The organism is Massilia sp. MP_M2, assembly GCF_039123635.1.
Classification (GTDB): Bacteria; Pseudomonadota; Gammaproteobacteria; order Burkholderiales; family Burkholderiaceae_D; genus Telluria.
This window is the reverse complement of sequence record NZ_JBCHJF010000009.1, coordinates 182,124-195,784: the sequence shown is the minus strand read 5'-3', so window position 1 is coordinate 195,784 and position 13,661 is coordinate 182,124. Positions and strand designations below refer to the sequence as shown.

At 62.1% G+C, this 13,661-nt stretch carries 9 protein-coding genes; 8 read left to right on the top strand and 1 reads right to left on the bottom strand.

The window, feature by feature from the left end:
• The first annotated feature begins 115 nt into the window (after positions 1 to 115).
• From RCH14_RS18635 to RCH14_RS18620, 4 genes are all read left to right on the top strand, one after another.
• A complete protein-coding gene (locus tag RCH14_RS18635; protein WP_343027598.1) occupies positions 116 to 2,023 on the top strand; it encodes a type I secretion system permease/ATPase in 1,908 nt (635 codons plus the stop codon).
• On the top strand, positions 2,023 to 3,375 hold the full coding sequence (locus RCH14_RS18630) for an HlyD family type I secretion periplasmic adaptor subunit (protein ID WP_343027597.1): 1,353 nt from the start codon (positions 2,023 to 2,025) through the stop codon (positions 3,373 to 3,375). The genes RCH14_RS18635 and RCH14_RS18630 overlap by 1 nt, the downstream gene beginning before the upstream one ends.
• Before the next feature lie 3 nt (positions 3,376 to 3,378).
• Positions 3,379 to 4,728, top strand: coding sequence for a TolC family outer membrane protein (locus RCH14_RS18625; RefSeq protein ID WP_343027596.1), 1,350 nt, complete (start codon positions 3,379 to 3,381; stop codon positions 4,726 to 4,728).
• Between the two features lie 76 nt (positions 4,729 to 4,804).
• Positions 4,805 to 5,395 carry a DUF4214 domain-containing protein gene (locus RCH14_RS18620; protein ID WP_343027595.1) on the top strand — a complete coding sequence of 197 codons (591 nt, stop codon included), beginning with the start codon at positions 4,805 to 4,807 and terminating at the stop codon, positions 5,393 to 5,395.
• 1 nt (position 5,396) lies between these two features.
• Here the strand turns inward: RCH14_RS18620 and RCH14_RS18615 are convergent, their stop codons facing one another.
• Positions 5,397 to 6,281 (bottom strand): sulfurtransferase, encoded by an 885-nt coding sequence (locus RCH14_RS18615; protein ID WP_343027594.1) that lies wholly within the window; start codon positions 6,279 to 6,281, stop codon positions 5,397 to 5,399.
• 229 nt (positions 6,282 to 6,510) lie between these two features.
• Here RCH14_RS18615 and RCH14_RS18610 point away from each other — a divergent pair, with 229 nt between their 5' ends.
• From RCH14_RS18610 to RCH14_RS18595, 4 genes are all read left to right on the top strand, one after another.
• A complete protein-coding gene (locus RCH14_RS18610; RefSeq protein WP_343027593.1) occupies positions 6,511 to 7,197 on the top strand; it encodes a PEP-CTERM sorting domain-containing protein in 687 nt (228 codons plus the stop codon).
• 277 nt (positions 7,198 to 7,474) lie between these two features.
• Positions 7,475 to 10,735 (top strand): DUF4214 domain-containing protein, encoded by a 3,261-nt coding sequence (locus RCH14_RS18605; protein WP_343027592.1) that lies wholly within the window; start codon positions 7,475 to 7,477, stop codon positions 10,733 to 10,735.
• A 128-nt stretch (positions 10,736 to 10,863) separates the two neighbouring features.
• On the top strand, positions 10,864 to 12,402 hold the full coding sequence (locus RCH14_RS18600) for a class I SAM-dependent methyltransferase (protein WP_343027591.1): 1,539 nt from the start codon (positions 10,864 to 10,866) through the stop codon (positions 12,400 to 12,402).
• A 99-nt stretch (positions 12,403 to 12,501) separates the two neighbouring features.
• Positions 12,502 to 13,659: an acyltransferase gene (locus tag RCH14_RS18595; RefSeq protein WP_343027590.1), complete on the top strand. Its 1,158-nt coding sequence runs from the start codon at positions 12,502 to 12,504 to the stop codon at positions 13,657 to 13,659.
• The last annotated feature ends 2 nt before the right edge of the window (positions 13,660 to 13,661 follow it).

The following is a 13,661-nucleotide window of genomic DNA, read 5'->3' as shown; positions in this document are numbered from 1 at the left end:
TATCACAAATTATGAGTTTTATGCGTCATAATGAACGCGCTAAACGGTTGCTTGTAATTCGGCAACATGCAGGGTAAGCCAGCCCCAGCCCGATTCTGATTCCCGACCATCGTCCATGAAAAAACTGCTAAACGCTAAAAACGAAATCGAACGCGCATTGCTTGCGTTTAAGAGCACCTTCATCACCATCGGTGTCTTCAGCGCGATCATCAATATCCTGATGCTCACGCCATCCCTGTACATGCTGCAGGTGTACGACCGGGTACTGGCCAGCCGCAACGAGATCACGCTCTTGATGCTGACCTTGCTGATGCTGGGCGCCTTCCTGTTTATCGCCTGCCTCGAGGTCGTGCGTTCGTTCGTGCTGGTGCGTGTTGGCGCCAAGTTCGACATGATGCTCAACAAGCGCATCTACACCGCCGCCTTCGAGCAGAACCTCAAGCAGAGCGGCGGCAACGCCGGCCAGGCGCTGAGCGACCTGACCAGCCTGCGCCAGTTCCTGACCGGCAATGCGCTGTTCGCGTTTTTCGATGCACCATGGTTCCCGATCTACCTGTTCGTTATTTTCCTGTTCGAGCCGGCACTGGGCTGGTTTGCGCTGGGCGGCACGATCATCCTGATCATTCTGGCGATCGTCAATGAACGCGTCACGCGTGCACCGCTGTCCGAGGCGAACTCGATGGCCGTGGCCGCCAGTGCGATGGCCACCAACAATCTGCGCAATGCCGAAGTCATCGAATCGATGGGCATGCTGCCGAATCTGATGGGCCGCTGGTTCAAAACCCACGGCAAGTTCCTTTCCCTGCAGGCCGATGCCAGCCAGAAGGCCGGCACGATCGGTGCAATTACCAAATTCGTCCAGACCGCGCTGCAATCGCTGGTGCTCGGCTTTGGCGCACTGCTGGTGTTGGAAAACAAAATCACCCCCGGCATGATGATTGCCGCATCGATCCTGGTCGGTCGCACGCTGGCGCCTGTGCAGCAAGTGATTGGCGTCTGGAAAAGCTGGAGCAGCACCCGCAGCGCGCACGAGCGCCTGACCAAGCTGCTGGAAACCAATCCCGAACGCGCGGCCGGCATGGCGTTGCCAAAGCCTGAAGGCAAGCTGACGGTCGAAGCCGTTACAGCAGCGCCACCGGGCGTGACCACGCCGATTGTGCGCAATCTGAGCTTCGGCATCGTGGCTGGCGACGTGCTCGGCGTGATCGGCCCGAGCGGATCGGGCAAGTCGACGCTGGCGCGCCTGCTGGTGGGCGTGTGGCCGGCGATGATGGGCAAGGTCCGCCTCGATGGCGCCGACATCTACCAATGGAACAAGGCCGAGCTGGGCCCGAATATCGGCTACCTGCCACAGGACATTGAACTCTTCAGCGGTACGGTCAGCGAAAACATTGCCCGTTTCGGCGAGGTCGATGCCGAGAAAGTTGTGCTGGCAGCCCAGCGCGCCGGCGTGCACGAGATGATCCTGCGCCTGCCGAAAGGTTATGACACGCCGCTGGGCGATGCGGGCGGCGGCCTGTCCGGCGGCCAGAAGCAGCGCCTGGGCCTGGCCCGCGCGATGTATGACGATCCGGCCCTGATCGTGCTCGACGAGCCGAACTCGAATCTCGATGAAGTCGGCGAACAGGCACTGGTCACCGCCGTGCTCGAGCTGCGCAAGCGCGGCAAGACCATCGTGTTGATCACGCACCGTCCAACCATCCTGGGCGCCACCACCAAACTGCTGGTCATGAAAGATGGCATGGTTCAGGCCTTTGGCCCGACCCAGCAGGTGATGACGGCGATGCAGGAGGCCAACAAGAAAGCGGTCGAGGCAGCGCAACAGCGCGTCGCGGAGCAGGGTGGCGAGAAGCCGGCTGCCGATAAGATCCGCCGGCCGCGCTATGCGGTGCCTGAGCGCCTCGCCCCCGATGCCGCCGTCACGCCACCGCAAGCCCCAACTACACCCGTAGCCCCTGCAGCCCCTGCAGCCCCTGCTGCCCCCGCTGCCACCGCAGCGCCAGCACCTGGAGAAATTAACTGATGAAGTTGCTTAAGAAAGATGCAGCGGACGTCATCACCCATGACGTGACCCCGCTCGAAGTAAAGACCGATGCGCGCGCATTCGCCCGCATCGGCTGGCTGGTCGTCCTGTTTGGCTTTGGCGGCTTCATGCTGTGGGCCCTGCTGGCACCGCTCGACAAGGGCGTGCCGCTGTCCGGCACCGTGGCCAGCGAATCGAATCGCCAGGCCGTGCAGCACCTGAGCGGCGGCACGGTCCAGGAATTGCTGGTGCGCGATGGCGACGTGGTCAAGAAGGGCCAGGTGCTGGTGCGCATGAATCCGATCGTGGCCCAGTCCGCAGTGCAGGCCACCGAAGCGCAATACCTGTCGGCGCTGGCCACCGTCTCGCGCCTGCTGGCCGAGCGCGACGGCTCCCGCACGATCAAGTGGCCCGCCGATCTGGAATCACGCCGCAGCGAACCGCGCATCAGTGAGCTGATGAGCTCGCAAGAACAATTGCTGATGTCGCGCCAGGGTGCGTTGCAGAACGAATTGTCGGGTGTCGACGCGAGTATCGAGGGCCTCAAGATGCAGATCAACGGTCTGCAGGAATCGCGCGACAGCAAGAAGGAGCAGGTCGGTTTCCTGAAAGAGCAGCTTGGTGGCATGCGCGACCTGGCCAAGGAAGGCTACGTCGCCCGTAACCGCCTGCTCGACCTGGAGCGCACCTATGCCCAGCTCGGTGGCGCCATTTCGGAAGACATCGGCAATATCGGCCGTTCGCAGCGCCAGGTGGTCGAACTGACCATGCGCCGTTCGCAACGTCTGCAGGAATACCAGAAGGAAGTACGCACCCAGCTGAACGATCAGCAACGCGAAGCCGAAGGGCAGCACGCGCGCCTGATGGCCCAGAAATTCGAGCTGACCAATGTCGCGGTGCGTTCGCCTGCCGACGGCACCGTGGTCGGCCTGGCGGTGTTTACCAACGGCGGCGTCGTACCGTCGGGCTTCAAGATGATGGACATTGTGCCGAGCAATGCACCGTTGATCATCGACGGCCGGCTGCCGACCAATCTGGTCGACAAGGTGCATGCAGGCTTGCCAGTCGAGCTGATCTTCTCGGCCTTCAATACCAACAAGACACCGCACATCGAAGGTGAACTGACCCATATTTCGGCCGACAGCGCCGTCGATGAAAAAACCGGTATCCCGTATTACAAGGTGCACGTCAAGGTGGCGCCGGCCGGTGAAAAGAAAATCATCGCGAACAATATGGATATCCGCTCCGGCATGCCGGTCGAACTGTTCGTCAAGACGGGTGAGCGCACGATGATGAGCTACCTGTTCAAGCCGATCATGGACCGTGCCCACACGGCCCTGAGCGAGGAGTAAGCGATGACGTCCATCCATACCTCCCGCCTGCGTACCTTCGTGGCTGGCGCACTGCTGGCCGCTGCCGCCGGCAGCGCCGGCGCGATCACGCTCGAGCAGGCCTACCAGGCCGCGCTCAAGAACGATCCGGTGTTTCGCATGCGTTACTTCGAGAACGAGAGCGGCAAAGAAAACCGCATCCTCGGCCGCGCGCAGTTGCTGCCGCAGATCTCGGCCAGCCACTCGTTCAACCGCAATATCACCGACCTGTTGCAGCCGTCGCAACGCGTTCAGGGTACTACTGAGCTGACTCACCCGCGTTACCTGAGCCGGTCGTCGATCGTCCAGCTGCGCCAGCCGTTGTTCAATATGGACGGCATCCAGCGCTACCGCCAGGGCAAGGTGCAAAGCGAGCAGGCCGAACAGGCCTACGAAGCGGGCCTGGACGAAGTCTCGGTGCGCGTCGTCAGCGCCTATATGGACGCGCTGTTTGCCGAAGACCAGCTCGCACTGGCGCGCGTGCAGCGCGATGCCTATCTCGAGCATCAAAAAGTGAACACCCGCCTGTTCCAGCTGGGCGAGGGCACTCGCACCGACATGCTGGAAATCCAGGCCCGGCTCGACCTGGCCGAGGCCCAGCTGGTTGAGGCGCAGGACAACGTGGTTGCCGTGCGCAACACGCTGGCCGGCGTGATCGGCGCCGACCCGGGATCGCTCGACCAGTTGGCCGAGAACTTCCGGCCGGTAACGCTTAACGTGGGCAGTTTCGAAGAGTGGCGCAGCCTGGCCCTGGCGCGCAACAACACGCTGGCCGCCACGCGCCTGGGTGTGGAAAACGCCCGCCTGGACATCAACCGCAACCGCGCGGGCCACTTGCCGCGCGTGGACCTGGTTGCCGCCTACAGCAAGAACGACAGTGAAACGCTGAATCTTCGGGGCACCGAATCGACCAACCGCGCGCTGGGCTTCCAGGTCAATTTCCCGATCTATTCAGGCGGTTCGGTCAACGCCACCACGCGCCAGGCCGCAGCCAATCTGGGCCGCGCCCAGGCCGAGCTCGATGCACGCAGCAACGAGATCCTGATCGAGCTGCGCCGCGCGCACGACCTCGTGCTCAGCAGCGGCCGCAAGATCGATGCACTGGTCAAGGCTGTTGATTCGGGCAAGCTCCTGATGACCGCCACCCAGCAGAGCATCAAGGGCGGCGTGCGCATCAACCTCGACCTGCTCAACGCGCAGCAGCAGTTGTTCACCAGCCAGCGCGACCTGGCCCAGGCCCGTTATTCCTACCTCGTCGGCCTGATGCGCCTGCGCGCCGCCGCCGGCACGCTCGCGCCGGAGTCGATTCGCGAGATCGCGGCGTTTTTCCGCTGATCCTGCCGGCCGGATTTGCACCGCACCTGCCTCGATTGGATTAATATCAATTTATTACCAATCGAGGAGTTCTTCCATGGCCGTCAAAGCACTCGAAGTCCAGCAACTCTACGTCGCCTACTTTGGCCGCCCGGCTGATCCCGGCGGTCTGGATTACTGGATGGATACATTGGCCGGCAATGTCGTGACACTGGGCGACATTTCGCGCTCGTTCGCTGACTCGCAGGAATACCGCGATAATTACAGCCACATGGACAGTCGCACCGTGGTCACCAAAGTCTACGACCACCTGTTCGGGCGTGAAGCCGAGGCCGCGGGGATCAAGTATTGGGCTGACCTGATCGACCGTGGTGTCATCGCGATCGACGACGCGGTCCGGGAAATCTCGGACGCGGCCGTCGGTGCCGATGCAATCGTCTTTGACGGCAAGGTGGCCGTCGCCTCGGTCTTCACGCTGCGCCTGGATACGCCAAACGAAGTGGCCGCCTATGGGCGCGATGCGGCGTTCGAGCTGGCGATGGCATTTCTCGCCACCGTCAACGATGCCAGGAGCGCGCTCGATGCGGCGGACCCGGTCGTGGTTGATGCATGGATTGCGCGCATCGTGGGCGCCGACGGCACCGCCATCGAGGATGTGGGCCTGGTGGGCGTGGCGCCGCTGGCTTGAATCAGGCTGCTGCCTCGCCGGCTGCTGCATGGCCGCCGGCGTCGCTGCTGCCGATACAGTGCGCGCATGACACGCCATACACATAGCTCGGCGCGAGTTGCTGGCGCGGCGTCACCACCGCGCGGCAGGCGAAGCACTGCACGGTTTCGGTCGGCTCGAGCTTCGGGTTGAGCGCGGTGCGGTAGTCGAACACGAAGCAGTCGCCCGTGTAGTGCGCGCCGCCGACGTCCTCGAAGTACTTCAGGATGCCGCCCTCCAGCTGGTACACGCGCTCGTACCCGATTTCCTTCATGTGGATCGCCGCTTTTTCGCAGCGGATGCCGCCGGTGCAGAAGGTCACGACTGTCTTGCCGGCCAGCTCATCCTTGTGCTGCGCCGCCACTTCAGGAAATTCGGTGAATTTGTCGATGCGGTAGTCGAGCGTGTTCTCGAACGTGCCGACGTCGACTTCGAAGGCATTGCGCGTTTCCATCATCACGACCTCGACGCCGTCGTCGTCATGACCCTGGTCGAGCCAGCGTTTCAATGTGACAGGATCAACTGCCGGCGCGCGCCCGAGTTCCGGCTTGATCAGCGGCATGCGCATCGTGATGATCTCTTTCTTGATCTTGACCAGCATGCGCTTGTGCGACTGTTCGGTCGACAGGCTTTCTTTCCACGTCAGGTCGGCCAGGCGGGCGTCGCTGCGTACCCAGTCCAGGTACGTGTCGATGTGCTCGCGCGTACCCGACAAGAACATATTGATGCCTTCCGGCGTGAGCAGCACCGTGCCCTTCAGGGCCAGCTCGTTGCACCGCGCCTGATACTGCGGGCGCAAGGTTTCCAGATCGTCGAGCGTGACAAATTTGTAGGCGGCGATATTGACGTACTGTTGAGCGGAAGACATGGCGATAAAGAAGAGCAAGCGGTGAACGGACAGGCCGATATTATAAGTCAGTCAGCCGCGCCAACCAGCAGGGAACGATCGCATGCTTGTCGGATAGATTTACATGATTGCATCAGGGCATTGAGGAATATCAAATAAGTCATTGATTTGTATGGTAGGTAACGCCCTGGCATCAAGTTTGCTTATAGGGGGCGGTGCTGTTCAAACTTTGATCTACTAGGAAACAACAATGATCCGTAATATCGCTCTGCTGGCCCTTTCGCTGACCGCTGGTGCCGCTTCGGCCGCTACTATTCCTGCTACGCTGACCTTCAATTCGGACAGCAACACGGCCTACACCAATGTGATGCCGACAGCCCAGAGCGGCAGCGTGCTGATCGACTTCAGCTTCACCTACACCGGTGCCACGGTCGACAACAACGATTTCCTGGCCCTGTGGTTCGGCAACTCGAACAACCTGTCCCAAGCCTACAAAGGTCCGAACGTCGGCTTCAAGGCAAACTGCGGCACGGGTGGCAGCTGCACCAACGACCTGTTCGCACGCCTGGGCGGCGAGGGTGGTCCTTTCATGAACAACAGCAACCTGGTTGCCGGTACCACCTACAACATCTTCGCGAACCTGTACAAGGCCGCTGGCTCGACGACCTACAACCGCTTCGACATGTGGCTCAATGCAACGGCTAACGAAAAGTCGTCGCTGACCGGCGCTGATCTGATGGCAACCGGCAACTCGAACCTGACGTCGTTCAACACGATCGGCATTCGTACCCTGGGTCTGGACAAGGGCCTGACCGTGAACCTGAATGGTCTGAGCGTCAGCGGACTCGAGAGCGAAGTGCCTGAGCCAGGCAGCGTTGCCCTGATGGGTCTGGCACTGGCCGGCCTGGCATTCACCCGTCGCAACAAGCGCGGCTGATCATCAAGTAGTGCGCGGCTGACCATGTCAGCTGCGCTTCCCCACCCGCCACTGAAGCGGCCCGGGAAGGTTTCTTGAAGCCTCTCAAGCGGCCAGGCGAAGAAGGTTGTAAGAAAGCAATGCAGAAGTGTTGAAAATTTGTCGCCCAGACAATTTTTGTAGTGGAAACCCCACTGGGTTTCGATAAACTTTTGATGTTGCTGTTTCTGATGTTGGCTTTTCTGCATAATAATTCCACGTGGAAATTCTTTCCGCGGGTGAATAACAATGGCAGATCATGACCACTCAAAACGGCTACGCTTCGACTGTAAATTCCTTCTATCTCGCCTTCTATGGCCGTCCTGCTGATCCGGCAGGATTGGCGTTCTGGTCAAAGCAGCTTGCCAGCGCCAACGGCGAACTGAGCGCTATCACCAAGGCATTTTCCTCATCCGAAGAAGCGCAGACCCGTTTTGGCAGCGACACCCTGAACGAGCGCATCACCGAGATATACCAGCAATTGTTCAACCGTGCCCCGGATGCGACGGGCCTGGCGTACTGGGCCAATGCCATCACCAGCGGCAACGCGACCCTCGCCGACGTGTCCATTGCCATCCTCGGAGGCGCCCAAGGCACCGACAAAAGCCTGTCGACGCTGCGCCTGCAGGCGACCGATGCCTTTACTGCAGCAATCGAAGCCGGTGGCAGCGGCTACAGCGGCTACGCATCAATCGAAGCAGCGCGCGTGCTGGTGCGCGCCGTCACGGCTGACAGCAGCGCTGCCGACCTGAATGCACTGGTCGCTGCCGCCGTCTCGTTCGCTGATACCGCCACCAAGAACCCGTCGGTGGTCCAGGCAATTGCCAGCGGTAGCACCCTGCTGGCGCTGTTCGATACCGCTCGCGGCCTGGGTGATCCGGTCGCGCTGGCCCAGGCCTTGGCCGATACCGCCAGGGCGGCCGCAGGCGACCCGGTCACGCTGGAGCAACTGCTGCGCGGCGGTGGCATGGCCCAGGTACTCAAGGTCATGCCGGCAAGTGCGACGTTGAAAGACGTGGTCAAGGCATTGGCCGAGGGCGGCTTGCCAGCGGCGGTCGAGGTGGTCTACCCGCCGGCGCCGGCCGTGCCAACCCCGGGCAGGACGATCAACATCGATTTTTCCAGCGTCACCCAGAGTGATGACGACCAGGATGATGACCAGGTGACGAACCAGGACACCGCGGACGTCACGTTCAGCTACACGGGTCGCGATCTGGTCACCGGCCAGCACTTCGAATTCAGCCTCGATGGCAAGAACTGGAGCGTGGTCAATCGCGGCGATGTGGACACCGTGCACAACACCGTCACCATTTCGGACCTGTCGCTGGACCGTCAACAGGGAATCCAGGGGTTCTCGCTGCCGCCGGATGTGACGACCTCGATCACGATGCGCGCCGTCCAGGGCAGCCGTGTGCTCGACAGTACGAGCGTCCAGATTGTGTATGACAGCGCCGCGCCAACCGTCGCGGTGAGCTTCCTGCGCCTGGTCGACGGCGTCAACGGCGTTGCCAGCACGTCGCAAGAGAGTGCGTCGGCCTTGTTCGCCATCGATGGTCCATTGGGTGACGGCATCATCCAGTACCGCCTCGCGGGCAACAATGCGTGGACCGTGCTCGATAGCGATCTGATCGACCGCGATGGCGCCTTTATCATCGCCGATATCGATCTTGCGCTGGCCGACCAGACGATCGAACTGCGCCTGATCGATGCGGCCGGCAACGTCGGTGCGTCGATCGAGCAACTCATTGACGGTCCGGCCAGCGATGAGCCGCCTGCATTCGGGGTTACGCCCGGTTTGGACGGGCCTGTCGTGAGCAGCAACTTTGCCGGCGAAATGAGCATGTTTGATGGCAAAGACCATACACCCGTCTTTTCGGTCGATAACTCTACCAGAAGCAATATCGGCTCAACTTTGCTGGGCGCGCAGGCACAAGTCGTCCAAGGCACGTTCAGCCTGCTGCCGGACAGCGGCCCGGTGCCAGAGGATAACGGGACCTTTGCATTCGCGCTCGGTTCCATCAAGGGCGACGCGATATCGGGGCAGGCAGTGTGGGGCTTCGATGGCGACGACATCATTACCAGTACGAGTAACAGCAATCAGGGTGAAGGCAGCGTTGGTAGTTACCTGTTCGGCGGCGCCGGTAACGACGTGCTCACCGGTGGCGAGGGATTCGACGTGATAGTGGGTGGAGAAGGTGCCGACATGATCAACCTGGCCGAGCAGGTGAGCGAGGACGATATTCTCTTCTTTCTGTCAGGCGATACAGCGACTGGCATCTTTGTCGATGGCGGCAGCACTGCCGGCATGGACATCATCACCGGTTTCGATATCGGTGACCGCATCGCGACGCCGCACTTTGACAGCAGTGTTACGCAAGTGCTTTCAGCGTACCTTGGCGCGAGCGCTGGCGATGTCTGGGCGATCGTGCGCGGCACGAGCGTGGGCGGCACCTTCACGGCAGGCGGTCGCAGCACTGACAATGATTACATGGTGCAGTGGGCCGATGACGTCAATATCAATAGCATTATCATCAGCAACTTTGGCGCGCTTACGCCGATTGGCGTGGTCGATTCCAATGGCGGCAATTTGCGTTTCACCTTGCCGGATGTCGTTCAGAGTGGCGGCGCCGGCATTGATTTCGGCGTGGTGATCAGCGCTGCAATTGGGGACATCACCGGCGTGGCCAACGCTGACGGCCTTACCCTGGAAAACATCGCCAGCGGTTCGTCGACGGCGACCTCGGTCATGTTGGCGGCTGCTGCCGGCAAGGTGTTTGTCAGCGACGTCAACCCTGGCGTGTATTTCATGCAGTGGGCAGACGGCACCTTCGCCACCAATGATGGCGTGATGGCAGGCGACGCAGTCCATTTTGCCGGCGGCAGCGCACGGGAAATCGACCATGAGGGCTTCGAGTTCGGCGCTGTCACGATGGTCAGCGTTGACGTGGAAAGTGCCGACAGCACGATCTCGAATGACGCCTATCTGGCCGGGGCCGGATTCAGCGGACGGATTCATACCGGCGGTGGGCATGACGCCGTGTCCGATGTGGGCGGGACGATGACGATTGCCTATACCGACATCGCCGCCGCTTCGTACGACATGATCTTCGGCTTCGACCAAGACCAGGACATCATCCTGTTCGAGAACGAGGTCGCCCAGCTGATCGACAAGAACTTCACTGGCTCGATTGATTGGGACAGCATCGCGGACCTCACTGCCGACACCGAAGCGGTTGCGCTGCAAGTTACTGCCCGCATGACGATCTCGGAGGGCGCTGACATGTCGGCCACCGCCAACGCGCTCAATGCGCAGTTCAGCGGCGGCGAGATCGCGCAGCTCGATACGCTGCTGATCCTGGCACAAAGCGCCAACAGCCTGAACGATGGCGCGCTGTTCTTCTACCGCGACCTCGACAACAACGCCCGCATCGATGGCAACGAACTGACGGTGATCGCCAGTTTCTCCGACGGCATGGCGGTGTCGAGCGATATCCAGCTGATCGGCTCCGTGCCGGGCTGATCGCGACGCATGCAACGCCAGGCCCACTGCGAAAGCGGTGGGCTTTTTTTTGCCGCATGCGCGTCGGCGCGCCTGCGGCGTCGTGCTAGAGTGCACAGACTTTATCGCTCAACAAACAAGATCCTCCCATGCATGACTGGTCCGACGGCTACATGACCGAGTTAGCCTATACCTACGGCTACTATCCCGAACTGAATCCATTGCGTGCACGGCTGGCCCTGCTCGAGGCCGGCATCGTCCCGCCCGACGTCCAGACTGCCTGCGAGCTCGGCTTTGGCCAGGGCATGAGCATCAATATCCATGCCGTCGCTGCCGATGCAGCCTGGCATGGCACCGACTTCAATCCGGCCCAGGTCGGTTTTGCGCGCGAGCTGGCGCAGGACCTGCCGCTGGCGGCCAATCTGTCCGACGAGGCCTTCGAAGCGTATTGCCAGCGCGCCGATCTGCCGCAGTTCGACTTCATTGCGCTGCACGGCATCTGGAGCTGGGTGTCGGACGCCAACCGCCGCGTGATCGCTGGCTTCATCGAGCGCAAGCTCAAGGTGGGCGGCGTCGTCTACGTCAGCTACAACACCCAGCCCGGCTGGGCCGCAACCGGACCGGTGACCGAATTGATGGCCGGCTTCGACGCGGCGCTCAATCCCCCAGGCATCGGCCCCGCAGCGCGCATTGACGCTGCGCTCGACTTCGTCGATGGGCTGATCGCGAGCGGGGCGCTGTATGGCAAGGTCAATCCCCAGGTGACCGAGCACATGAAGCGCCTGCGCAGCCAGGACCGGCGCTATCTGGCGCACGAATATTTCAACCGCGACTGGCAGCCGATGCCGTTCGCGCAGATGCGCACCTGGATGGAAGGGGCGAAGCTGAGCTATGCCACGTCGGCCCAGTTCCTCGACCACGTGCCGATGCTGAACCTGACCGCACCCCAGCAGGACATGCTGGCCGCGATCCCGGACGCCGGGTTTCGCGAAACGGCGCGCGACTTCATCGTCAACCGCCTGTTCCGGCGCGATTACTGGGTGCGCGGCGCGCGCCGCCTGGCGCCGGCCGACCGTACCGAGCGCTTGCGGGCCATGCGCGTGGTGCTGGCCACGCCGGCCGCCAACGTCAAGCTCAAGGTCAGTGGCGCGCTGGGCGAAGCGAACCTGCACGAGGAGGTCTACCGCCCGATCCTCGAAGCGCTGGCCGACCACCGGCCGCATAGCCTGGGCGAACTCGAAAGCACGCTGGCCCCGCACGGCGCCACGCTGGCCCGGATCGTCGAGGCAGTGATGATCCTGGCGGGCGCCGGGAACCTGCACCCGGCCCAGGCCGACGAGGCAATCGCGGATGCCAGGGCCGGCACGCTCTTGCTCAATACGCGCCTGTGCGGCATGGCGCGCTATGCCGAAGATGTCGGTTGCCTGGCCTCGCCGGTGACGGGCGGCGGATTCCCGGTGCGCCGCATCGACCAGCTGTTCCTGCTGGCGCGCAGCCTTGGTGTGGAAGGCGTCGAGGCCCTGGCCGATTTCGCGGCTGCTGCGCTGCAGGCGCAGGGCCAGCGCATCATGAAGGATGGCCAGCCGGTGCTGGACGATGCCCTGCAGACCGACATGCTGCGCAGCCAGGCGCATGCGTTCGAGACGGCGCGCCTGCCGGTCTTGCAGGCATTGGGCGTGGCCGCATAGGGCCCAGGCCAAAAAAGTCGATTGTCGGTCGATACAGGCAACGGCAATAGCACCTTGTCAGTTACTATATTGCATCGTGCACAAGCCTGAGGCCATGCCATGCGGTCGCTGAACATCCAGTACAACCCACGGATCGATCAGCTACGCTGGCTGGCTGCGACGCTCGTGTTCATGTTCCACTTTCATCTGGAATATCGCCGTCTCGGCGGCAATGACCTGGTCAATCCCTGGGCCTCCCTGATCTCCGAAGGCCACACCGGTGTGGGGCTGTTCTTTACGCTGTCGGGTTTTCTGTTCATGCAGATCGCGCTGCGCCAGCGCGGGATTCGCTACGGCGAGTTCCTGCGCAACCGGGTGCTGCGCATTGCGCCGCTGTACGTCGTGATCTTCCTGGTGGCCACCTCGATTTCGCGCGACAAGTTCCAGCCGCAAGACCTGCTGTTCTTCTTTGCGTCGAACCTCGGCATGCCGCCCACGTCGCAAACCGTGATCACTGGCGCAGCGTGGACGATCTCCCTTGAATTCATGTTTTACCTGGTGTTTCCGTTCCTGGCGCGCTTTGCGATGGAGCGGGGCATGCGCTACCTGGCCGGCTGGCTGGTGCTGCTGCTGTTCTTCAAGGCGGCGGCGTTTACCGTCAACACCAACAGCACCCTGATGTATTTCAGCACCTTCGTCGGACGCTTCGACCAGTTCATCATCGGCATGATCGCGGCAATGACCTACGCCCGTCACGAGGCCGCCCTGCGGCGCTGGGCGCCGGCCCTGGTGATTACCAGCGCCGCGCTGGTGGTCTGGGACACCCGGCTCATGCACGTGAATGCCAGCTTCCTGACTGCGCCCCATGCGTCGTTCTGGATCATCTGGACGATGCTCGAAAGCGCCGGCTGGGCACTGCTGATCCTGGCCTGGGTCGCCTTCAAGCCCGGTGCGCAGACTGCGTTCGGGCGCATCTTCAGCCACGGCGGCAAGATCAGCTTCTCGTTCTACCTGCTGCACATGGCAGTGCTGCACGTGCTGGCCGAAGCATTCGGCCTGGTGCGCCCGACCGGCATCGGCTGGCTCGATGCCGCTTTCATGGTCGCGTGCGCCTATGCCATCACCTGGGCGCTGTCCACCCTCAGCTTCAATATCGTCGAAGAGCCGTTCCTGCGCGGGCGCCGCAACTATGGGACACTGCCTGCCGTTGGCGAGAACGCCACGCTGACCCGCCTCCCGGACCCGCCGGCGCCGCCGCGTGAAGCCCGGGCGCGGTAAAA

What these genes read in the sequence shown, in the direction of transcription:
- RCH14_RS18635 (WP_343027598.1), top strand. Translation starts at nt 116, where the DNA reads ATGAAAAAACTGCTAAACGCTAAAAACGAAATCGAACGCGCATTGCTT.
- RCH14_RS18630 (WP_343027597.1), top strand. Translation starts at nt 2,023, where the DNA reads ATGAAGTTGCTTAAGAAAGATGCAGCGGACGTCATCACCCATGACGTG.
- RCH14_RS18625 (WP_343027596.1), top strand. Translation starts at nt 3,379, where the DNA reads ATGACGTCCATCCATACCTCCCGCCTGCGTACCTTCGTGGCTGGCGCA.
- RCH14_RS18620 (WP_343027595.1), top strand. Translation starts at nt 4,805, where the DNA reads ATGGCCGTCAAAGCACTCGAAGTCCAGCAACTCTACGTCGCCTACTTT.
- RCH14_RS18615 (WP_343027594.1), bottom strand. Translation starts at nt 6,281, where the DNA reads ATGTCTTCCGCTCAACAGTACGTCAATATCGCCGCCTACAAATTTGTC.
- RCH14_RS18610 (WP_343027593.1), top strand. Translation starts at nt 6,511, where the DNA reads ATGATCCGTAATATCGCTCTGCTGGCCCTTTCGCTGACCGCTGGTGCC.
- RCH14_RS18605 (WP_343027592.1), top strand. Translation starts at nt 7,475, where the DNA reads ATGACCACTCAAAACGGCTACGCTTCGACTGTAAATTCCTTCTATCTC.
- RCH14_RS18600 (WP_343027591.1), top strand. Translation starts at nt 10,864, where the DNA reads ATGCATGACTGGTCCGACGGCTACATGACCGAGTTAGCCTATACCTAC.
- RCH14_RS18595 (WP_343027590.1), top strand. Translation starts at nt 12,502, where the DNA reads ATGCGGTCGCTGAACATCCAGTACAACCCACGGATCGATCAGCTACGC.